The sequence below is a fragment of the Acinetobacter pittii ANC 4050 genome, assembly GCF_000399685.1.
GTDB classification, from domain to species: domain Bacteria; phylum Pseudomonadota; class Gammaproteobacteria; order Pseudomonadales; family Moraxellaceae; genus Acinetobacter; species Acinetobacter pittii_E.
This window is the reverse complement of the sequence record NZ_KB976987.1, coordinates 1,928,869-1,951,925: the sequence shown is the minus strand read 5'-3', so window position 1 is coordinate 1,951,925 and position 23,057 is coordinate 1,928,869. Positions and strand designations below refer to the sequence as shown.

General features: G+C 41.3%; 19 protein-coding genes. 8 read left to right on the top strand and 11 right to left on the bottom strand.

Annotated elements, in window-relative coordinates; all coding sequences use genetic code 11:
* Positions 1-49: 49 nt before the first annotated feature.
* Positions 50-1,120 carry an AraC family transcriptional regulator gene (locus tag F931_RS13060; RefSeq protein WP_016141814.1) on the top strand — a complete coding sequence of 357 codons (1,071 nt, stop codon included), beginning with the start codon at positions 50-52 and terminating at the stop codon, positions 1,118-1,120.
* Positions 1,121-1,134: 14 nt separating this feature from the next.
* Here F931_RS13060 and F931_RS13055 read toward each other — a convergent pair whose 3' ends face one another.
* From F931_RS13055 to F931_RS13045, 3 genes are all read right to left on the bottom strand, one after another.
* A complete protein-coding gene (locus tag F931_RS13055; protein ID WP_016141813.1) occupies positions 1,135-2,031 on the bottom strand; it encodes a DMT family transporter in 897 nt (298 codons plus the stop codon).
* 125 nt (positions 2,032-2,156) lie between these two features.
* Positions 2,157-3,704, bottom strand: a complete 1,548-nt coding sequence (garD, locus tag F931_RS13050) for a galactarate dehydratase (protein ID WP_016141812.1) — start codon at positions 3,702-3,704, stop codon at positions 2,157-2,159.
* A 70-nt stretch (positions 3,705-3,774) separates the two neighbouring features.
* Positions 3,775-5,133 carry an MFS transporter gene (locus tag F931_RS13045; RefSeq protein WP_016141811.1) on the bottom strand — a complete coding sequence of 453 codons (1,359 nt, stop codon included), beginning with the start codon at positions 5,131-5,133 and terminating at the stop codon, positions 3,775-3,777.
* Between the two features lie 284 nt (positions 5,134-5,417).
* Between F931_RS13045 and gudD the strand changes: the two genes are divergently transcribed.
* The 4 genes from gudD (at position 5,418) to uxuR (ending at position 10,502) form a co-directional block, all read left to right on the top strand.
* Positions 5,418-6,752, top strand: coding sequence for a glucarate dehydratase (gene gudD / locus F931_RS13040; protein WP_016141810.1), 1,335 nt, complete (start codon positions 5,418-5,420; stop codon positions 6,750-6,752).
* 266 nt (positions 6,753-7,018) lie between these two features.
* Positions 7,019-7,930: a 5-dehydro-4-deoxyglucarate dehydratase gene (gene kdgD, locus F931_RS13035; protein WP_016141809.1), complete on the top strand. Its 912-nt coding sequence runs from the start codon at positions 7,019-7,021 to the stop codon at positions 7,928-7,930.
* A 30-nt stretch (positions 7,931-7,960) separates the two neighbouring features.
* Positions 7,961-9,547 (top strand): aldehyde dehydrogenase (NADP(+)), encoded by a 1,587-nt coding sequence (aldH, locus tag F931_RS13030; RefSeq protein ID WP_016141808.1) that lies wholly within the window; start codon positions 7,961-7,963, stop codon positions 9,545-9,547.
* A gap of 241 nt (positions 9,548-9,788) precedes the next feature.
* Positions 9,789-10,502 carry a FadR/GntR family transcriptional regulator gene (gene uxuR / locus F931_RS13025; protein ID WP_009387748.1) on the top strand — a complete coding sequence of 238 codons (714 nt, stop codon included), beginning with the start codon at positions 9,789-9,791 and terminating at the stop codon, positions 10,500-10,502.
* A gap of 59 nt (positions 10,503-10,561) precedes the next feature.
* Here the strand turns inward: uxuR and F931_RS13020 are convergent, their stop codons facing one another.
* The 8 genes from F931_RS13020 to hcaA form a co-directional block, all read right to left on the bottom strand.
* Positions 10,562-12,307 (bottom strand): tannase/feruloyl esterase family alpha/beta hydrolase, encoded by a 1,746-nt coding sequence (locus tag F931_RS13020; protein WP_016141807.1) that lies wholly within the window; start codon positions 12,305-12,307, stop codon positions 10,562-10,564.
* Between the two features lie 33 nt (positions 12,308-12,340).
* Positions 12,341-12,730, bottom strand: a complete 390-nt coding sequence (locus tag F931_RS13015) for a PaaI family thioesterase (protein ID WP_016141806.1) — start codon at positions 12,728-12,730, stop codon at positions 12,341-12,343.
* A 40-nt stretch (positions 12,731-12,770) separates the two neighbouring features.
* Positions 12,771-13,307 (bottom strand): DUF3237 domain-containing protein, encoded by a 537-nt coding sequence (locus F931_RS13010; protein WP_016141805.1) that lies wholly within the window; start codon positions 13,305-13,307, stop codon positions 12,771-12,773.
* A gap of 57 nt (positions 13,308-13,364) precedes the next feature.
* Positions 13,365-14,615 (bottom strand): OprD family porin, encoded by a 1,251-nt coding sequence (locus F931_RS13005; protein WP_016141804.1) that lies wholly within the window; start codon positions 14,613-14,615, stop codon positions 13,365-13,367.
* Between the two features lie 81 nt (positions 14,616-14,696).
* Complete coding sequence (hcaD, locus tag F931_RS13000) at positions 14,697-15,836, bottom strand: acyl-CoA dehydrogenase family protein (RefSeq protein ID WP_016141803.1); 1,140 nt, start codon at positions 15,834-15,836, stop codon at positions 14,697-14,699.
* Between the two features lie 74 nt (positions 15,837-15,910).
* On the bottom strand, positions 15,911-17,797 hold the full coding sequence (hcaC, locus tag F931_RS12995) for a feruloyl-CoA synthase (RefSeq protein ID WP_171067917.1): 1,887 nt from the start codon (positions 17,795-17,797) through the stop codon (positions 15,911-15,913).
* 82 nt (positions 17,798-17,879) lie between these two features.
* Complete coding sequence (gene hcaB, locus F931_RS12990) at positions 17,880-19,331, bottom strand: aldehyde dehydrogenase (protein ID WP_016141801.1); 1,452 nt, start codon at positions 19,329-19,331, stop codon at positions 17,880-17,882.
* Between the two features lie 37 nt (positions 19,332-19,368).
* Positions 19,369-20,208, bottom strand: coding sequence for a p-hydroxycinnamoyl CoA hydratase/lyase (hcaA, locus tag F931_RS12985; protein ID WP_171067916.1), 840 nt, complete (start codon positions 20,206-20,208; stop codon positions 19,369-19,371).
* Between the two features lie 248 nt (positions 20,209-20,456).
* On the opposite strand from hcaA, the gene mhpT reads away from it, so the two are divergent.
* From mhpT to vanR, 3 genes are all read left to right on the top strand, one after another.
* A complete protein-coding gene (gene mhpT, locus F931_RS12980) occupies positions 20,457-21,689 on the top strand; it encodes a 3-(3-hydroxy-phenyl)propionate transporter MhpT (protein WP_016141799.1) in 1,233 nt (410 codons plus the stop codon).
* 69 nt (positions 21,690-21,758) lie between these two features.
* Positions 21,759-22,214 (top strand): MarR family winged helix-turn-helix transcriptional regulator, encoded by a 456-nt coding sequence (locus F931_RS12975; protein ID WP_016141798.1) that lies wholly within the window; start codon positions 21,759-21,761, stop codon positions 22,212-22,214.
* 123 nt (positions 22,215-22,337) lie between these two features.
* On the top strand, positions 22,338-23,030 hold the full coding sequence (gene vanR, locus F931_RS12970; protein WP_080649494.1) for a GntR family transcriptional regulator: 693 nt from the start codon (positions 22,338-22,340) through the stop codon (positions 23,028-23,030).
* Positions 23,031-23,057: the final 27 nt, after the last annotated feature.

Here is a 23,057-nt window from a genome sequence, read left to right as displayed (position 1 = left end):
GGTAGTTTAGTGCCATTATGCACGTCACTCTAGGGATGGTGTGAATTAAATGCCTAAAAATATTTATAAAGATACAAATTCTATTATCGAAGGAAGTTATGATAATACCTCCTTAGGCGCCAATACATATTTGCTGGGTTTGACCAGTTTGTTTGATGAAATGGGTTTGCAAGGCCATTCAATATCAGGTGTTTTATCTGGCACAAATATTTCACCTGATGCGTTGAACCAATCCTCTTTATATATTTCTCAGTTTCAAAAAATTCAGCTATTTCACAATATTCAAAAGCTATCTCTCGATCCCTTAATTGGACTACGCGCAGGGCAAAAGCAGCGGTTGTCTGATTTTGGGGTATATGGCTATGCGTTATATTCCTCACGTAATTTTAGACAAGCAGTCGAGCTTGGTATTCGACACATTAAGCTTGCAGGACCTATTTTAAAGAAGTCATTTTATATTCGAGATGATGTTGCGATTTTTGAAGGGCAGGACATTATTACACTGGGTAAGCTTTTGCCTTTGGTGTGCGAGTTTTGGTTTAGCTCCATGCAAACTTTAATTGAACGCGTGCTTGAAGGACCATTTCAAGCGAAGAAGCTTTTGTTGCCCTATCCAGCGCCTGACTATGCAGAAGAATATGAAAAAGTGTTTCATTGTCCTGTTCAGTTTAATGCTGGGGTGATGCAATGGCACTTTGATTTAAAGTGGCTCGATGTACCTTGCCCAAATGCCAACCCGATTACTGCGGACATGTGTAAGTCGTTTTGTGAGCGGATGCTAGGTGCTGCTGAACTTGAAGAGCCTGAGTTGGTGAAAACGATTCGTTTAATACTATTGGATGGAACAGGGCTTTTTCCATCAGCTCAAGAAATGGCTGAACGCTTACATATATCAAAGCGTACCTTACATCGGCGCTTGGCAGGTTTTGATTTAACCTATCAAGAATTGTTAGATGAGACTCGTCGCCGTCTTGCTGATGAATATTTGCGAGAAACAACTTTAACCGTAGATGAAATTGCTGAGAGAATTGGCTTTTCAGATACCTCTAATTTTAGAAAAGCCTATCGTCACTGGACAGGCATTTCACCAAATGAGTATCGAATACAGTACCTAAATTAGAATCAGGTATGTCGCTATTTAAATCGAGAGAGTAACTTGTTCTGTAAAAATGGATTACAGAGCAAAATCGCAAATAAAATAATAAATATGCCGATAATGCTGAATAGATCCGGTAATTCGTGCCAAAAAACAAATCCCCATATTCCTGCAAAAATAATGGCAATGTAATTCATTGGGCCAATTTGTCCTGCCGGTGCTAAGCTATAGGCATAAGACATAAACAGTTGACTAATATTAGCTAAAAGTCCTGCGGCAATGAGTAGAGCTAGTTCATGCCAAGTGAAAATGCGCCAATGCCAGAACATTGGAATAGATGAAATTAAACTACCAAAAATACAGAAATAAAAAACGATACGTTCAGGCGGCTCTGTACTGGTTAAAGCTCTTACGGTGACAAATGCCATTGCGGATAAAAAGCATGCACCCAAGCCAATAAAAGATAATGCGTTAAATAAACCTTGGTCGGGTTTAGCAACAAATAGAACTCCAACAAGCCCAATAACTGCGGCAAAAATCATCGATTTGGTAATTTTTTCTTTTAAGAAAAGCCATGCAATCAACGGAATAAAAATAGGAGATGAATAACTAAAAACCATTGCATTTGATAGCTTTAAGTTCGCAATGGCATAGAAAAAACCATACATTGCGGCAAGTCCAACTAGGCTTCGCCACGTATGCATCCAGAGTTTATCGGTTTTAATAAAGTCTAGACCCTGTTTAAACAGCATCGGAATAAAAATAAATAAACCCACTGCATTTCTAAAAAACACGACAGTCGCATTGTCTACCGTTTGTGAAGCAAAACGAATGCACACTCCCATAATGGAAAATAATAATGCCGATGTCATAAGACAAAGCAGTGCTTTTCCAAGTTGAGTTGAGGGGAGGTTTGAAGCAGTCTGATTTTGCATAGAGAAATAGAGTTCTTAATTTTCGATGTTATTTTAGCAGCGATGTTAAGTTTTGGTGAAATGTGTCGTAATTAATAAGGGAAATAAGAAAGATGAGGTGATATAACCTCATCTTTTAAACTTTATTAGGTCACGGGTGCAGGGTTAAATACAGCGAGTGAGTTATGAATACCCCAACGATCCGACCACGTTTGTTTTTCGCCGCTAGCCACTTGTAAAATTAGTTCAAAAAGTTCCCAGCCCACTTCTTCAATAGTTTTCTTTCCAATGGCAATATCGCCAGCACTGATATCAATCAGGTCATACCAACGGTTTGCAATATTATTTCGGCTTGCCATTTTAATAACCGGCACTGCTGCCAATCCGTAGGGCGTACCGCGGCCTGTAGTAAAGACTTGAACGGTAATACCAGATGCCATTTGCTGCGTACCACAGATAAAGTCACTTGATGGTGTTGCCGCAAAAATTAATCCTTTTTTTGTCGGTCTTTGGCCCGGTGCGAGAACTTCTACAATCGGTGAACGGCCCGATTTGGCAATCGATCCCATCGCTTTTTCTACAATGTTATTCAGTCCACCTTTTTTATTACCTGGTGTGGTATTGGCACTTCGGTCTACTTGGCCTGCTGCTAAGTAGTCATCGTACCATTTCATTTCTCGAATTAGATCTTTGGCAACTTGTTCATTTGCTGCACGTGGAGTAAGTAGGTGAATACCATCGCGGACTTCCGTAACTTCAGAGAACATGACTGTACCGCCACATTGCACAATCAAGTCAGCTGCGAAACCAACGGCAGGGTTAGAGGTAACTCCCGAAAATGCATCACTCCCACCACATTGCATGCCTACAACCAAATGAGAAGCTGGAACTTCTTCTCGAGTACGTTGATTAAGCTTTTCTAGGTGTTGTTCTGCCACGGATAAAATATGGTTCACCATACTTTCAAAACCGTTATGACGTTCATCTTGCAACTGAATAATATCTTCGTTTGCTAGGGGAATATATTTGTTTTCTTTAGGAATATTTAAAAGACGTTCTGGTTGCATTTTTTCGCAGCCCAGACTCACCACCATAATCTCTCCACCAAAATTAGGGTTGAGTGCAAGATTATGAATTGTACGAATAGGAACAATTGCAGCGGGTGCATCAATTGCCACCCCACAACCATATAAATGGTTTAATCCGACTACACCATCTACATTTGGATATTTAGGAAGTAAATCACGTTCAATAATTTTAACGACATAATCGACAATACCTTCTACACAGTTAACACTGGTCGTAATACCTAAAATATTCTTTGTGCCGACGCTACCATCTTTATTTTTATAACCTTTAAATGTATATCCGCTCAAGGCTGGAAGTTTTGGATCAGGACGAGTTGCTAACTCAAGATCATCTAGCTCAGGTGCTTCAGGCATTTCGGTAACGGCTTCATTTACCCATGAACCCGCGGGTAAATCTTTATTGGCATAGCCAATAATTTCCCCATAACGAACAATTGCTTCACCTTGCTTTAATGACTCTAATAAAACTTTATGTCCCTGTGGCACATGATCAACCAAAATGAGTTGGTATTCCTCAATAGGTGTAGAAGGTGGTAAACCGCCGTCATTCACTACAATGGCTACATTATCAAGAGGACTAATTTTTATGAGGAGAGGCTTCAGCATGATCGTTCCTTGTATACATTTGAAGAAAGGGCATAACGCTTAAGTTAGTTAAGCGTCATGACTTAAAGTTTTAAGAGGTAGGTTTTAACTCGAAGCGCTGGATTTTGCCCACAATAGCGGTATAGCAAATCACTGCTGCAATCGCATGCACACCGACATAAGTCAATGCAAGATTGAAAGAACCAGTACTTGCCAAGATATAGCCGATCACAATTGGGGTCACGATTCCTGCCGTATTGCCAAACGCATTCATCATTCCGCCTGATAAACCCACCATTTCTTTTGGTGCAACATCAGACATGACTGCCCAACCTAAAGAGCCGATGCCTTTCCCAAAGAAAGATAAAGACATAAAGAATACGATTGCCGCTTGAGAATCGACGTAATTACACATAATGATTGAGGTTGAAACCAAGAAGCCGACCACGATTGGGAGCTTTCTTGAAAAGCTTAAGCTGTAATTCATTCGAATTAACTTATCTGAAATCAAGCCACCTAAAATTCCGCCTACAAAGCCACAGAGTGCCGGTGCAACTGCTGCAAAACCTGCTTCTAAAATGCTGAGATGTCTTTCTTTCACCAAGTAAACAGGGAACCAAGTCAAGAAAAAATAGGTCAGTGTATTTACACAATATTGCCCAATAAAAATACCGAGCATCATACGTGAAGCAAGCAGTTGTTTAACTTTACTCCAAGTAATTTTCTCTTTTTTAGTATTTTGGCTGTTTTCGCCCATATCGAGTAAAGCACCTTCTGAAGCAATGTATTTCACTTCTTCAGGATTTACTGTTGGATGATTGGTCGGGCTATAAATGACTTTGAGCCAGATAAAGGAAAGAATGATTCCAAGACCACCCATGACCCAGAAAATAGACTGCCAGTGGACGGTTGCAACAAGCCAACCCATTAGGGGGGCAAAAAGTACGGTTGAGAAATAAGAGGAGGAGTTAAAAATGGCAGCGGCAGTTCCACGTTCTTTGGTTGGAAACCATGCAGCAGCAATTTTACTGTTACCCGGAAAAGCAGGCGACTCAGACAAACCCACTAAAAATCTGAGTACAAAGAGTGAAGTAATAATGGTCGCAGTATCACCTAAAATGTCGGTAAAACCGATTAAAACAGTGAATAACGACCATAAAAACAGACTCCAGAAATATACACGGCGAGCACCAAACTTATCGAGTAGCCAACCACCTGGAATTTGACCAATTACATAGGCCCATGCAAAGGCCGAGAAAATATAACCCATGGTGACTGAGTCGATTCCCAGCTCATGAGACATTGGCGTTGCAGCCATTGAAAGGGTTGCACGATCACCGTAATTAAAAGCCGTGACCAAAAAAATCATCGCAAGAATGTAGTAGCGAGTTTTTGTATGTTTGGCTCTTTGCTGAGTCACTACAGCAATATTTGTTTGCAGATTATCCATATACAAACTCTTTTAATAATCGACCTATTTGCATATCCGTGAAATAGGTGACGTCATGTCAAATTCATCGATAGAATAGATGAGAAAACGGAATTTTGTATCTACTCTATAGTCCTAGTTCTAAAACCGCGTCTTTAGATGTATGACATCATATGATTAAAAATATTATTTTGGCAAGTAGGGTCGAAAAATAATTTTTATATGGCTTTATATTGACAAGTTGTCTGATGTCTTATAAGTTTTGGTAATGAAAAAATAGTATCAGAATGCCAAGGAGTATTTTAATGGCGACCTCTACACCTATCGTTAAATCAATTCGAGCAATTCCTGTTGCTGGACATGACAGTATGCTGCTCAATTTAAGTGGTGCCCATGGACCTTATTTCACTCGTAACATACTCATTATCGAAGATAATTCTGGAAATATTGGTGTAGGTGAAATTCCGGGTGGAGAAAAAATTTTAGCGACATTAAATGATGCTAAAGCCTTGGTAGAAGGGCAGCCGATTGGTGAATATAAAAATCTACTTAAAAAAATTCAGCAAACTTTTGCTGATCGTGACAGTGGTGGCCGAGGCAATCAAACCTTTGATTTACGTACCACAATTCATGTTGTAACAGCTTATGAGTCAGCATTACTTGATTTGCTTGGTAAGCATTTGAATGTGAATGTCGCAAGTTTGCTTGGTGAAGGTCAGCAACGTAGTGAAGTTGAAGTTTTAGGATATTTGTTCTTTATCGGTGACCGAAAACAGACTTCATTAGACTATGTAACAACACCTCAGCATCACCATGATTGGTATAAAGTTCGTCATGAAAAAGCGTTAACACCTGAGGCAGTGCAGCGTTTAGCAGAAGCATCTTATGACCGTTATGGTTTTAAAGACTTTAAGCTAAAAGGTGGCGTGTTACAGGGTGAACAAGAAGCTGAAGCTGTTACAGCAATCGCGCGCCGTTTTCCAGAAGCGCGTGTGACGCTTGATCCAAACGGTGCATGGTTTTTAGATGAAGCCATTGCTTTAGGTAAACATCTTAAAGGGGTGTTGGCCTATGCAGAAGACCCATGCGGTGCAGAACAAGGTTATTCAAGCCGTGAAATTATGGCCGAGTTTAAACGTGCAACAGGCTTACCCACTGCGACCAATATGATTGCTACGGACTGGCGAGAAATGTCGCATAGTATTCAATTGCAAGCTGTTGATATTCCTTTGGCTGATCCACATTTTTGGACATTGGAAGGCTCGGTTCGAGTTTCACAACTCTGCAATATGTATAACTTAACGTGGGGTTCGCATTCTAATAATCACTTTGATATTTCACTTGCGATGTTTACCCATGTTGCCGCCGCCGCGGTAGGTAAGGTTACGGCAATTGATACGCACTGGATTTGGCAAGAAGGGACAGATCAACTGACTAAAGCGCCGCTTGAAATTAAAGACGGTAAAATTCAGGTGCCAACAGCACCGGGACTTGGGGTTGAGCTGGACTGGGATCGAATTAATCAAGCCCATGAACTGTATAAATTAAAAGGTTTAGGGGCTCGTAATGATGCCGATGCGATGCAATTTTTAATACCAAATTGGTCGTTTAATAATAAAAAGCCGTGTTTGGTTCGTTAATATTTTACCGATATTTTTGAAAAATTCGCTTTTTGAGTTTTCTTAATGCTTTGCTGTCCATATGGGCAGCTTTTTTTATGTTTAACGATTAGCCCTAATATTAAGAATTTTTAACTATACTTTATAAAACAATAGTTTAAATCATTTTAGGTAATGAACTTTTATCTTTTTAAAAAATTTAATTTTTCAGAGGAAAAATATATTGATTAAAATAAAATTTATGATGTAAGATGTCTGACAACATAAACATGTATGGATATTTTCTAATGGATGCTCTTGAGTTAAAAAACATTGTTTCTGATGGCCTTCTTTCTTTTCCGGTTACTGATTTTGACCAAAATGGGGACTTTAATAAATCTTCTTATGCAAAACGTCTTGAATGGCTAGCGCCTTATGGTGCAAGCGCATTATTTGCTGCGGGTGGTACAGGCGAGTTTTTCTCGTTAACTGGAAATGAATACTCTGATGTGATTAAAACTGCGGTCGATACTTGTAAAGGTAGTGTACCGATTATTGCTGGGGCAGGTGGTCCGACACGTCAGGCGATTGAACAGGCAAAAGAAGCAGAGCGTTTAGGTGCACACGGTATTTTGTTAATGCCGCATTACTTAACTGAAGCAAGCCAAGAAGGTTTGATCGAACACGTTAAGCAAGTCTGTAACTCAGTAGATTTTGGCGTAATTTTTTATAACCGTAGCGTTTCAAGATTAAATCTCGATTCAATCCAAAAGTTAGCCGAGATGTGCCCGAACTTAATCGGCTTTAAAGACAGCTCTGGTCAAATCGATATGATGACGGCAGTGACTCAGACTATGGGTGATCGTTTGTCGTATTTAGGTGGTTTACCAACAGCAGAAGTTTTTGCAGCGCCATATAAAGCCTTAGGTTGCCCAGTTTACTCATCAGCTGTATTTAACTTTATTCCAAAGACTGCAATGGAGTTTTATAACGCGCTTCGCAGTGATGACTTTGAAACAACCAATCGTTTGATTAAAGATTTCTTCTTGCCACTAATTAAAATTCGCGACCGTAAATCTGGTTATGCGGTAAGCATGATTAAAGCAGGTGCCAAAATTGTTGGGCACGACGCAGGTCCAGTACGTCCACCATTAAGTGATTTAACCCAAGCAGACTATGAAGATTTGGCTGCCCTCATTGCGACACTTGGTCCGCAATAATTTTAACTGTTTAGGTATTGGAGCTTTAAAATGAGTAAAAATAACGGTCGGCAGTTTATTAATGGTCAACGCGTTGCTGCAAATGCGCCAGCCCTAAAAAGTGTAGCTGCAAAAGACTATCAGCCAACAGGTTATGTATTTAGTCAGGCGACTCTTGAAGAAGTAGATCAAGCTGCTCAAGCTGCTCATAAGGCTTTTTTAGTTTATAGCCAAACTTCTCAAGAGCAACGTGCCTCTTTTCTTGAAGAAATTGCTCGCCAAATTGAAGCATTAGGTGCGAACTTGCAAGAAGTCGCTTCACTTGAAACAGGCTTGCCACTTGCTCGTCTTCAAGGAGAGACAGGCCGTGTTACTGGTCAGCTTCGATTGTTTGCTGAACTTTTACGTCGTGGCGATTTTTACGGTGCTCGTATTGATGTGGCATTGCCAGAACGTAAGCCTTTGCCACGTGTTGATTTGCGTCAATATAAAGTTGGAGTAGGACCGGTTGCAGTATTTGGCGCGAGTAATTTCCCACTTGCATTTTCAACTGCGGGCGGTGATACCGTAGCTGCTTTAGCAGCAGGGTGTCCGGTTGTTTTTAAAGCACACTCTGGCCATATGGCAACTGCCGAACTTGTTGCAGAAGCCATTGAAAAAGCAATTGAAGTTTGTGGCATGCCTAAAGGCACATTCAATATGATTTTTGGCGGCCGTATTGGCGCAAACTTGGTAGAACATCCACTGATTCAAGCAGCTGGATTTACAGGTTCTCTTGAGGGTGGAATGGCGCTTTATAACCTTGCGCAGAGTCGTCCTCAGCCAATTCCATTCTTTGCTGAAATGTCGAGTGTAAACCCTGTAGTGGTTTTATCTCAAGCGTTGAGTTCTCGTGGTGAACAAATCGCTCAGGATACCGTTGCCTCATTTAATATGGGATGTGGTCAGTTCTGTACAAAACCCGGGTTAATTTTAGGCGTACAAGGACCTGAATTTGACAGTTTCGTAGCAGCTTTAGCTGAAAGCACGCAAAAAGCTGTGCCTCAGGTCATGCTGAATGAAGGAACTTTAAAAAGCTACCGTCAAGGTATTGATGCTCTAAACAGTGAAGCTGGTTTTGAAGTTATTGCGACAGGTCAAGAGACCGAGCTAGTTTCTCAAGCAAAAGCACATCTATTTAAAGCGGACCAATCTGTTTTACTGTCAGGCAACCCAAAACTACAACATGAAGTTTTCGGACCAATGTCGATTGTGATTGGCGTAGAGGATGAAGCGACTTTATTAAAAGGGATTGAGGCTTTAGGTGGACAGCTTACGGCAACCATTATTGGTGATGAAAATGAGCTGTCCGAAGCAGGCGAGCTTCTTCATTTGCTAACCGGCAAAGCTGGCCGTGTATTGTTTAACGGTTTCCCGACAGGAGTTGAAGTGTCTGATGCCATGGTACATGGTGGTCCTTTCCCTGCAACAAGTGATGCACGCGGAACTTCGGTAGGTACGGGAGCAATTGAGCGTTTCTTGCGTCCGGTATGTTTCCAAAATACACCACAAGTTTTATTACCCGATGCATTAAAAGATAGTAATCCACTACAGATTACTCGTCTGGTTAATGGACAGTTAAGTCAGGCTCAAATTTAAAAGTTGTGCAGTTCAATCAACGCTATTGGGCTGCATATTTTTTAACTTATTCAACGCATTATTAAATATCAACAGAAGCATAAGTTGCTTACTTTTTAAATATGTGTGAGGGTTTGATAAGGGGGATAAAATATTTTGATTTTAATAACTTAGAGGTATAAAAACCGAATATGACTATCGTCTAAGTTTATAGTAAAATGAATTTTCTAATTTTTTCAACATTTCATGAGTTCTTCAGATTATGTCTAGCGCAATTAAACCTAGATCAACAAAAAAACTAAGCCAGATTATTGTAGAACAACTGATCGAAAAAATTCAGTCTGGAGACTTCCAAGTCGGAGAGAAAATTCCGACTGAACTTGAATTAATTGAAACTTTTGAAGTAAGCCGTTCTGTTATTCGTGAAGCTATCACTGAATTGCGTTCTTTAGGGTTTGTCGAAACTCGTCACGGGATTGGTACTTTTGTAAAAGAGCAGACGATTGAACAGAATTTTTTGCTGTCTAATGCCAGTTTAGAAACCATTAACGATATTGTTTCTTTACTTGAGCTTCGGATTAGTCTTGAGTCTGAAGCTGTTTTTTTAGCATCTGAGCGCCGTAAGCAAATCCACATCGATAAAATGAAAGCTGCACTTGAAGATTTTGAACGTCATATTTCATCAGATGCAAATGATGGCACAGTAAAAGCTGATTATGATTTCCATATTGCGATTGCTGAAGCTTCTGAAAATCAATATTTCGTTGATTTTTTAAAGTATCTGGGTGAAAAAATTATTCCGCGTGCACGCTTAAAATCGATTGAGCAAAGTCCCGAAAACCGTGAAGAATATTTAAAAGCGGTTCACCATGATCATGTCAATATTTATAACGCAATTGTCGATCAGGATGGTTTGTTGGCTCGACAAATGATGCGAGCTCATCTATCTAAAAGTATTAAAAAGTTTAAGCAGTAAAACTTGAGCTAAGATAAAAAAGAGAGCTTATTTAAGCTCTCTTTTAATTTTATAGGGTGTTATTTACAGCTAAAGTTTTCAGCTTTTTCGCTATCACCTTGACCATTGTAACGGGCAATCAACGGGTAAGGGCAAAGTGGGCGGGTGCGGTCTGGTGCCCAGTCTTGTGGAAGCTCAGTATTCACTTGACCACTTGGATTACCTGCGCCGCGTGCGGTTGCAATGATTTTGTCAGGTGCTTGGCCATATTCCACCCAGTTGACTAAAGCAGTCAATGCGTCAAATTGGTCGGTCGCAATGCCATCACGGGTATGGTTCATGCCCGGAACTCTAAAGAAACGTGCAAATTCAGGCGCTGTACCTTTTGCATCATTTTTATAGTGTTGTAGCAGCTGATCGTACCAATTTTGGGTGTCATCTACAGAGAAAACACCGTCTGCTGTGCCTTGTACCACAATCATTTTTCCACCGTGATTGCGGAGTTTATCTAGATTAAGTTCATCGGGTGGCATCATGAAAGACATCGAACTTTCGGTGTACACATCATTGGTTGCCGAGAGTTTTGGATAGTCAGTATCAAAGTTAAAATTAAAGGCAAATTGTCTAGCGTTTTGAGCCACAGTTGGGTCGGGCGGAACCTGAAAAAGAATACCAACAGCAACGGGGTCACGCGCTGTGCCTACCGAAGATTCAAATTTCCAGCTTGCCCAGTTACTGCCGACTAAACCTGGGTCGAAAGGCTGGGTTGCATAGAGCGCTTGTCCAGCCGAATTTACAGGGCCGCGGTAAATGTTGGCTAATACATCAATTTGTTCGGTACTTAAACAAGTGCCATCTCTTGTGCTTGAGCAAACGGGTACATCTTTGTGAATATCAAAAGCTGTACGGCAAGCCTCGACATCTTGAACCAAGCCATCTGCAACACCGTCTAAAGCATCGCATCGATCTAAAATCGCTTTTGCTAAAACTTTACGTTCCGAGAGGGTAAGAGCAGTACTTAAGTCATTTTCATCTGTTGCGACACGACGAAGCTGCTGCGCTGTGTAGAGTTGAGCCGCGGCTGCACGAGGTAAATGAAAACCCGGTGTACTTGCTAAAATTCCATCATATTGGTCGCCCAAACGAGTTGCTGCAATCATGGCATGACGGCCGCCGTTCGATGTACCGCCTGCATAGGAGCGGTCTGGCAATTTACCATATGCGGCTTTAATTAGGTTTTTTGCCATAGGCGTGAGTTTGGTAATTGCTCCGTAGCCGTAGTTAATTCTGGCTTGAGGGTCTAAACCGAACATTGGATTTTGTGAAGCATTATGTCCGGCATCGGAAGAAATGATAGCAAAACCATCATGCAGCGCATTGGTGAGTGGACCACCGCTGCCGACCTGACCCGTTGCAGGGACTAAATTACCATCGGTTCCACCATTGCCTTGATAGAGAAAACGGCCGTTCCAATCAACAGGTAAGCGCATTTCAAAACCAATTTGGTAGGTTTGTCCATCGACTGGGCTTACACGTTGGTCCATATAACCTCTGACCAAACAATGAGCGCCAATCGGTTTGTTGGCGACAGTCAGAGTGCCTGCTTCTTGAAGAGTAGCTGAGCTAATGACGGTATTGTTGTATTGAAAGCCGAGTAAGTCTGAACAGCTTCCTGTCATTTTTACGCTAACAGCAGGAGTAAGCTTGGGGAGGGATGGTGATGATGTTGTACTGTCATTGTCATTACCACAGCCCACCAGTACTGCTGCAATAGCAAGTAATAAGGTTGGTTGGGTCCAAAAACGTTTTCTGTTGGTGTAATTCATTTATTCATATCCTTATTGAATGAATGTTTGCAATTAATCTAAAACCAAAAAATTAGCTGTACTTCGTGCAATCATTTTGTTGTTTTGCCAAGCTTCACTTTCGAGATTCAGTACCGTTTTGCCTTGTTTAATGAATCGGCATTTTGTAATGACTTCACCCACAGCACAGGGTCTTAAAAAATCCATCGTTAAGTTGATGGTGGTGGCTGGTTTACGGTCATTGGCGAGATATGCAAAAAGTCCCATTACGTCGTCAAGCATGGCGCAGATCATGCCGCCTTCAACGGTGCCGCGCGGATTGGTAAAGCTTTCTAGCGCTGTGTAGTGGATGGTGAGTTCAGTATTTTTTTCATTCCAATGAATATTGTGTCCACCCAAATGGTGATGAATTGGCGGTAAATGTTCTAAAATTTTTGGGTCCATAGTGAAGGGTCCATCCTTTTTGTAAGTGTTATAAAAATTATTATTTCAGGGTATAGGCATCATAAATAACCGCTTTGCCCAAACGCATTGCACTACCTACTGCAACAGTTTGGTTAAGCCATGCATATTTAGGTGAGCTGGTTTCAAACTGCATGGTGATTTTGAAATAGTAATTTTTCGGGTCGACATCTTTGCCTTGGGCAAGCTGTTTTAGCGTTTCGGCCGAGCCATGTCGGTAACCTTTTGTTTGGAGATAAATGAGTGCACCATCATCGGTTTCTAACAAATATCGCGTATCAATAATTGCCAATCCTTTACTGTCGACAATTTGCCAATCTGCGCCATTATTTAAAATGCGGCCCTTAAGTGATTTGCCCTCGAATATCCCACCTGTAATGGGAATAATTCGGCGTTTACCTGCGTCACTAGTGGTACCTAATTCCCAAACAGGCGCATTTAAATCAACACTAAATTTTGCTAAAGGCTCAAGCTGAATGGGTGGTGGGCTATATTGAGTTTCGGCATGAGTCAGGGCAACCAGACTCATTCCGCAGAGTAGTGTTACAACTTTCTTCATGATGAATTTCCCGAAATAAAAAGAGGTTCTATGTGCGACAGAACCTCTTGTTTTGAATTATTTAAATTTCCATGTGTAGTCAATGTTGATACGGGTTTCGTTTACAGGTTTGATATTTGCTGTAGAGAGCATGTTGTTGTCATAGATTGCATAGCGCGCGCGTAACCCTAGATTTTTTAACCACCCACTTTGAACGGTATAGCCTAAATCAAAGTCTGTTTCTCGCTCTTTTAAATTGGTGCCACCTAAGTTGGGTGCATAAATATTGTGACCTGTGGTGTAACGAGTCATGAAACGTAAACCAGGTACATAATCTTTAAAGTCATATTCATAGCGGAAGCTATAGGCTTTTTCTTTTGGGTTTAAAAACTCACCTGGCCACGTGTCAATGAGAAGCCCAGTTTCACCTCCGGTTAAATACGGAAAAGCGGTGTCGCCGTGATGCTGAAAAGTTCCGAAAATAAATTTATGGTTTTGATGTTTAAGTTCGAAATGCGCATGATACAGATCATTATCGACTAAGCCTGCTTTTGCTTGTCCGTCATCTCGGCTGCGGTAGTAACGTAATTGTGAGCTAAAGTTAGTGGTGTCATTAATTTTGTGTTGGTGTAATGCACCGACCATGGTTTGGTTATAAAGATCATCAACATCCATGTAAAAAGCGGTGAGTTTGAGCGCGGGATTAAACTGATAGTTTCCACCTAAATAATAGAGTCCATCAGTTTCGGCACCTTTAAATCGTCCATTTACCCCTGAAATTTTAATTTTTTCATAGTTGGTCGAATCACGATGATTCACTTTATCGAGATAGGCTGCCTGTAAATCAAAATCTTTAATATCTTTACTGGTCAGTGAAATTCCTCGATAGGTTTGAGGAAGCAAACGAGCAGGTGACGCCACTAAAACAGGGTTCATTGGCATGAGCGTACCAATGCGTAGCTCAGTCTGGCTCATTTTGGCTTTTGCTGTAACGCCAATTTCTCCGTAAGAGTCAGCAGGTTCATTAGTACGAGTGTCTCTGGGTAGGTTTCCTGTACCTCCATGCTCTGCATCGGCATCGAGTTTAAAACCTGCCGTAGCAAGCACATCCAGCCCAAAACCGACAGTCCCTTCGGTATAACCTGAATTGGCTTTAAGAATAAACCCTTGTGTCCAGTCCTTGGCAGCAGGGTAAGCGGATTGCTCTTGGTAGTCGCGGTCAAAATAGAAATTTCGCGTGGTGAGTTCTACTGAACTGTTGTCAATAAAATTGCCAGCCCACACTGAACCAGAGAGCATGAGGGTAGAGTACATCCATAATTTCGACATAGCATTTCTTCCTGAAATAACATTTTTTTGTTTTAAATAAGGCATGGTTGTTATGTCTGCCTTATTTGGTTTTAAATCGAATTATTTTCCGAGCAGTTCTCGGGCGACGATTTCTTTCATAATTTCATTGGTTCCCCCATAAATTTTTTGTACTCGTGCATCCACAAAAAAGCGTGAAATCGGGTATTCCTGCATGTAACCGTATCCCCCAAAAAGCTGAAGTAATTGGTCAATCACTTCACATTGAGCATCGGTAATAAAGCATTTCAATGCTGCAACTTGAGTGACGCTTAACTGGTATTGTTGATATAGCGTTGCACATTGGTCTACAAAAGCTTGGGCAGCTTTAGCCTTGATGTGTGCGTTTGCGAGCACAAAACGAGTGTTTTGCATTTGACTTAAGGGTTGCCCAAAAGCTTTGCGCTCTAGTACATAGTCTTTAGTGATTTCAATAGCCCCCAAAATGGACCCCAAAGCCATCATGGAAATACTTAAACGTTCGCGAGGTAACTCTTGCATTAGATAGGCAAAGCCTTGTCCTTCTTCACCCAAACGCTGAGTTGCAGGCACACAGACATCATCAAAAAATAGTTCGGCTGTATCTTGGGCATGTAACCCGATTTTTTGTAAAGAGCGACCTTTTTTAACGCCGTCTAATGCAGCATCAACTAACAAAATCGAAATGCCTTTTGCTTTGGCTTGCGGATCGGTTTTTGCTACCAGAACGATCAGGTCGGCGTGCAAACCATTTGAGATAAACGTTTTTGAACCATTCACACGATAGTGGTCGTTTTCTAAAATGGCTTGAGTGCGTATGGCTTGTAAGTCTGAGCCTGCATTGGCCTCTGTCATGGCAATTGCAGTGACAACTTCACCAGTGACCATTTTCGGTAACCAATAACGTTTTTGCTCTTCAGAACCAATATTTTGCAGGTAAGGAGAGACCAATTCGTTTTGCCCACCAATGGCAACAGCTAAAGACGCAAAGCCCGCTTGAGCAGTTTCTTGAACCAGCATGAGCGAGTAATGAACAGGAGCGCCATAGCCGCCATATTCCTCGGGCACATCAACACACAAAAAGCCATTTTCCCCAAGACGAAGCCATAGATCACGTGGGATAAGGCCATTGTGTTCCCATTGTTCATAATATGGAGCAACCTGTTCTTTTAAGAACCTGCGATAGCTGTCCCGAAATAGTTCAAATTCTGTATCGTGTGGCATGTTGAACCTTTTTTAGGCAAAAGTGAGGCTAAGGCTCAAACCGAAGTTTGAGCTTCTTTTTTTATTTCAATTGCTTATTGCTTTAAAGTGGGCACTCGGATAATGAGTGGATTATCAGTCTGCTTTTGATAAAGCTCATCAATTAAAGCAGCACGACGCTTGGTAATATTGCTTTGATTGAGGTTGCCTTTATCGGTCACTTCGCCTGCGTCGAGTTGAGGTGGTTCAGTCATTAAATAAAGCATTGAGACCGTATTTGAACTACCAGTCGCATCTTTATTAAAGGTCATTAAAAATTGGCGGAACCACTGCTGAACTTTAGGGTGTTGTAATATCTCTGTTGGAGGGTTTTCACCAAGTTTAAGGCCTGCATATTGAGCACAAGCGTCTAGTTTTGGAAAAATCAGAAAACCGACAGCATTCAGGTTTGAACCGGTAATACAAACATCTTGGATAAGTAAATTACCTTGAATCAGTACTTTGTTGCGTAGTGTGCCGACATTAACAAAAGTACCCGTGTTAAGTTTAAAGTCTTCGGCAATTCGTCCGTCATACATCAGACCTTTGGTCGGATCATTGATATCGACTAAACGAACAGCATCACCTGTGTGGAAAAAGCCTTCATCATCAAACACAGTACTTTGTTGGTCTGCCTTTAAGCGCCAATAGCCTTTCATGACATGTTTGCCGCGAACACAGAACTCAAGTTTGTCACCACATGGCACTAGCTTAATTTCACATCCCGGAGCAGGGTAACCAATAAAGCCAGCCATTACGCGTGGACCAGTGGTAAAAGCGCAAGATGGTGCAGTTTCAGTCATGCCTAAGCCGCTCATAATGCGGATTTTTTCTCCACAATGTTGCTGAGCAATTTTATCGAGTCGGTTCCATCCTGCTTCTGAAAGCGCTGCGCCAGCAAAGAATAAAATTTTAACTTTGGCAAAAAAGCGGTCTCTTAATTCCTCATCTTTTTCTAAAGCCTCGGTGAGTTCTTCCCAACCTTTGGGCACATTTAAATAAACAGTTGGAGAAATTTCTTTGAGATTACGAATGGTCTCGTCAAATTTTCCTGCAATGGGTTTGCCATCGTCAATGTAAATGGTACCGCCGTTATAAAGCGCGATACCGACATTGTGACTGCCTCCAAACGTGTGGTGCCAAGACAGCCAGTCGAGTAGGACAGGCGGCGTTTCTTCAAACTCAGGGAAAGTCTGCAACAGCATTTGCTGATTAACACACAACATTAAATGCGTGGTCGGCACAGCTTTAGGAAGTTTGGTTGAACCCGAGGTAAATAAGAATTTGGCAATCTGGTTTTCATCAAGGGTTTGATAAAACTCTTGAACATTTGAAACAGGCGTATCCAACAGTGATTGAAAAGACGTGCAGATCTGATTGCCCACAAGACTCTTGTTGGTCACCACTTCAATATCAGGCGTAATACATGCTTGAATGGCTTTGGCAAAAGCTTGCCCATCGCTGGCATAGACCATACCCGGTGTAAGCACTTCAAACACATGTTTGAGTTTGCCAAAATCTTGAGAAATCAGAGAGTAGGCGGGGGAAATAGCGGAGAATGGCACACCCGCCAGCATCGCACCCATAGAGAGTGTTAAATGTTCGAGATCATTACCACTTAAAATGACCAGAGGTCTTTCTTGGTTTAAATTACGTTCATGTAAAGCCTGAGCAATGTGCCATGCACGTTGTAAAACTTCTGCATAACTTAGTTTGACCCATTCACCTTGAGCATTGCGTTTTGCTGCAAAAATATGGTCTGGTTTGGTTTGCGCAAAATGAATTAACCGATCTGTCAGTTTTTGTGGATACGGTTTTAATTGCTCTTTTGGGCTGATATAGAGCGTGTCATCTTTATAGTGATAATGAATATCATGTTGCCCTAATTTTACGAACCGTTCGCGGTCTTGTGATTGAGTGGCATTCATTTGCATTTCTTTCACTCCATGGGAAGCGCATCACTGCACTTTATTTTTTTGCATCATGCAATTTTTATTTAATATGTCGTTATTCGCATTAGCCTGACTAAATCGGGTAATGACGCGATTGGGTCTGAATAGTGATCCAGCGTAGTTCAGTAAATTCGGCAACAGAGACTTTACTACCAAATCGTCCGTATCCACTCGATTTTGTTCCACCAAATGGCATTTGAGCTTCGTCATGTACGGTCGCGCCGTTAATATGGCAAATACCCGAATCAATCTGTTTAGCGACTTCTAATGCCTGCGAAATATTTTGGCTAAACACTGCCGCAGAAAGGCCGAACTCACTGTCATTTGCCAGTGCTACACCTTCTTCAATACTTGAAAAACGTTGAACTGTGCATACAGGGCCAAATGATTCTTCACGGTAAAGCAGCATGTCAGGTTTAATATTCAGCACCAGCGTCGGTTGCATGGTGGTGTCTTCAATATGAATACCTAAAGGTAAGTCTGCACCTTTATTTTGAGCATCTTCCAGCAAATGCTGAATACGGTTCGCAGCGCGGCGACTTTCTAAAACACCCAGTACATTGTCTTTTGACGTCGGATTACCTGCTTGAATAGAGCGGGTTTTCTCAATCAGCTTTTCAATAAATTGGTCGGCAATATTGTCTTGAACCAAAACACGTTCGGTCGACATACAAATTTGCCCCTGATTAAAAAATGCTCCAAAAGCGACTGCATTTACGGCTTCATTAATATCAGCTTCATTTAAAACCACAACTGGCGCTTTACCACCCAATTCGAGTAAAACTGGTTTTAAATATTTTGCAGCAGTCTCTGCAATAATTTTTCCGACTTTGGTTGAACCGGTAAAATTAATACGTTTCACGGCTGGATGAGACACTAAACGTTCCACGATTTGTGGTGCATCTTCGGCGGCATGGGTAATCACATTGACCACGCCTTCGCCAAGACCTGCTTCATGTAACACTTCACCAATTAGACGCTGTGTTGCTGGGCAGGCTTCCGATGCTTTTAACACTACCGTATTACCACAAGCCAAAGGCATAGCAAGTGCACGTGTTGCCAAAATGACAGGGGCATTCCAAGGTGCAATGCCAACAATGACACCGCAAGGAACTCGCACACCCATTGCGAGATTGCCCGGCACATCTGACGGAATGAGGCTTCCGTCAATTTGTGTAGTCATGGCTGCGGCTTCACGTAACATGTTGGCAGCAAGATGAACATTAAACCCATACCATGTTGCAGTTGAACCTGTTTCTTGCATTCCAATTTGAATGAATTGCTCGGTCTTTTGGTCCATTAAATCGGCTGCTTTTAACAAACGTAAGCGACGTTCGGTAGGCGAGAGCTTCGACCAAATCTTAAAAGCCTGTTGTGCCGAATCGATTGCACGATCAACATCTTCCAATGTTGCAGCAGCGGCTTTAGTGGCCACTGATCCATCAATTGGGCTAATACGCTCAAAAGTTGCCTGATTTGATGCATCAACAGATTGACCGTGAATAAGTAACTGTACATTTTGCATGGGTTGTGTCCTTACATTGCCATTAAAGAATCAAAAGTTAACCAGTACGTTTATAGCTCTGTAAACCTGGCTTAATTGATTTTTCATCTAAGAATTGTTTCAAACCTTCTTGGCGACCATTTTCAGTATCGCGGTGGATACATTGGTCAAGCTTGGCATATAAATAGTCTTCGTTTTGGTCCCAAGTCAGTTCACGGCAACGCTTAAAGCCATTTTTAGCCGTACGAAGCACTACAGGGTTTTTCTCAAGTAGGCAATTTGCAAGCTCAGTCACTTCTGCTTTTAACTGTTCAAGTGGTACGCTTTTATTCACAAGACCCATGGTTTCGGCTTCTTTACCACCAAAGGTTTTACCCGTCATGATGTAATACAAAGATGCACGATGACCTACAGTGTCTGCCATTGCTTTGCTTACGAGGTTGCCCGGTGGGATGCCCCAGTTAATTTCAGATAAACCAAAAGTTGCTTCATCTGCTGCAATTGCTAGGTCACACGCCACTAAAGGTGAGAAACCACCTCCAAAGCACCAGCCATTGACCATGGCAATGGTTGGTTTTGAATACATGCGAAGAAGTTGCCACTGCCAGCGACATGAGTCACGGCGAATACGTTCTTGGAAAATCTCTGGTTGAGTGTCGACTTCACGGAAATATTCCTTCAAATCCATACCCGCTGTCCAAGAATCGCCAGCACCCGTCAACACTAAAACACGCGCCTCTTGATCAAGCTCAAGCGTCTCGAGCACATCAATCATTTCACGATTGAGTGTCGGGCTCATGGCATTTTTCTTTTCTGGGCGGTTTAGGGTAACCCATGCAATTCCTTCTTCAACTTTAACATCTACTGTTTCCCAGCGGTTTTCATAACTCATCTTCATACTCCTTGAATGATTTTTTGATGTTCTGGGATTTAATCTAATATCAGTTAAACTTACATTCAAGTCTTTTTTATAAAATTTCTTAAATATTTTATAATTCATTGTATTTTAAATATTAATTAATTTTATTGATTATTTAATATAAAAATATGTTGATTTTTTAGTAAGTTTAACTGATATTTTTGATGTGTTTAAACAACAATACACAAAGGGCTAAATGGAACGACTAGTCAATAAAGGACAACACAATGGAAAAAATATCAGGACAGCCTTCAAGGGCAAAAATCACATTGCTACTGTGCTTTGCCATAGCAATTTTTGAAGGGTTTGATCTTCAATCAATGGGGGTAGCCGCTCCACGAATGCGGGCTGAGTTTATGTTAGACAATGCTCAAATGGCGTGGGCATTTAGTGCTGCTATTTTAGGAACACTGCCAGGTGCAATATTGGGCGGTCGGTTTGCTGATATTGTCGGGCGTAAGAAAATTCTGATTTTTAGTATCTTACTTTTTGGAATTATGTCTTTACTGACCGCCTATGCGGCCAATTTCAGCCTGTTACTGCTCATCCGTTTTTGTACCGGTTTAGGAATGGGCGGGGCACTTCCAATGATGATTACACTTGCCTCTGAAGCTGTGCCTGACCAGCACAAAGGGACAGCAGTAAGTATTATGTATAGCGGGATTCCTTTTGGTGGATTACTCACTTCTGTGGTTGCTATGTCATTGGCAGGTGATGCAGAGTGGCGCCATATTTTCTATATTGGTGGGATTGCACCTATTTTACTCATTCCCCTGATTATGCGCTTTTTACCCGAGTCAAATGATTATCTGCAACGTAAAGTTCAAGCACAGAAAACGACACCATTTTTGGAAGTTTTGTTTGCTAAAGAACGTCGTATGTCGACCATTCAGCTTTGGATAAGTTTTTTCTGTACGTTGGTGGTACTGTATTTTTTATTGAACTGGTTGCCGTTACTGATGGGTGCGCAAGGTCTATCGAAACTACAGGCAAACTATGTACAGATGGGCTACAACGTTGGCGGAATTTTAGGTTCGATTCTCATGGGTGTATTGCTTGATAAATTACGCATGAGTTTTGTGATTAAGCTGATTTATCTTGGTATTTTATTTTCGCTGTGCTGTTTGGCAGTTTCTCCGACAGTAGCTTTACTTGCACTTTCAGCAGTAGGTTGTGGTCTGTTTATTGTGGGTGGACAATCTGCGTTATATGGTCTGGCTGCCATGTATTATCCGACCGAAATGCGTGGAACAGGAGTAGGTTCAGCGGTTGCAATTGGACGTATTGGTTCCTTTGCAGGGCCTTTAATGGCTGGTTTTTTACTCTCGCTTGGACAAAGCTCGACCATTGTGATTGGTTCAAGTATTCCAGTGATTTTAATTGCAGCGATCTCTGCATTACTTCTTGTCAAAAAACCTAAACAGCCTGTACATTTAGTACAAAGCTCAGGTGCTCGCTAAGTTTTAACGAAAGTATGGGGTAGATCCTCATACTTTCACTACAGATTTTCTTATGATGAATGAAAGGTTATGGTACGTTCGAATTTAGTTCCAAAAAAAGTAGAAGATGAGCCTAAGTTAAGTTATATGATTGCTCGTGTTGATCGAATTATTAGTAAACATTTATCAGAACATTTAAAAGAGCTTGAAATTACCTTACCGCAATTTACTGCACTTTCTGTTTTAGCTTCAAAAAGTAATTTATCTAATGCCAAACTTGCTGAGCGTTCTTTTATAAAGCCGCAATCTGCTAATAAAATTCTGCAAGATTTACTGATGAATGGTTGGATTGAGAAAAAACCAGACCCAACCCATGGCCGCCGTATTTTAATTACACTGACCGAAAGCGGTATTGATAAGCTCAATAAATGCAACGAAGTGGTTTTAAAAGTCGAAGAAAAAATGCTGGAAGGCATTGATATTAACTTGGCTTATTTAATTCGTAACAACCTTGATATTATGGTGAATAATCTTAAAAACCTTTAATCGAGTGTAGTGCGCAGTTTAACTTCTTAAACTCAATAGAAATGCTTAAGCACTGATTCACACAGAAAATTTATTTCATTTTGCAAATGAACTTGCTAGCATCGAAGTGACGTTTTTGGTGATGTGTGGCAGCGAATGTCTTCAGGACAACAAGTTTTACTTAAACTAAGAAAAATGATTATTTCAGGGGAACTTGAAGGCGGTGCCAGAATTGCCGAAATTCCGACTGCTGAGTTACTTGGGGTTTCAAGGCAGCCTGTTCGGATAGCCTTTCGCTTGCTCGAGCAAGAAGGGCTCCTCATCAAAAAACCAACTCGTGGTTACACGGTTCGTGAAATTTCAGAACAACTTGTTCATGATGCGCTCGAAGTGCGCGGGGTGCTGGAAGGGTTGGCTGCAAAAACTTTGGCAGAGCAAGGCTTAAGCGAAGAGCAGAAAAAGACGCTACAACATTGCATTCAGGAAACTGAAAAACTTTTTAATGAAAAAGACGAGTTTGGCGATGCTGAACTAGAACGTTATCACCATTTTAACGTCATTTTTCATGACACCATTATTGAAGGCGCGCAAAACGTCGCACTTATACAAGCCTTAGCGAAAAACAACCAATTGCCTATGGCTTCTGCCCAAGCCATTACCTATGACCAGAATCAAGCTTTGTCGGAATATCGCCGTTTGCACTATGCACATTTACAGCATTGTTCGATTTTCGATGCATTGGTACATCGTCAGGCAGGGCGTGCTGAAACTTTAATGCGTGAACATAGCAGTGTAGTGATTTTGGGTGAAACGCTAAAGAATGTTCTCAATGTTTAAAGTGAAACAAGTTCCTTTATATTTGAA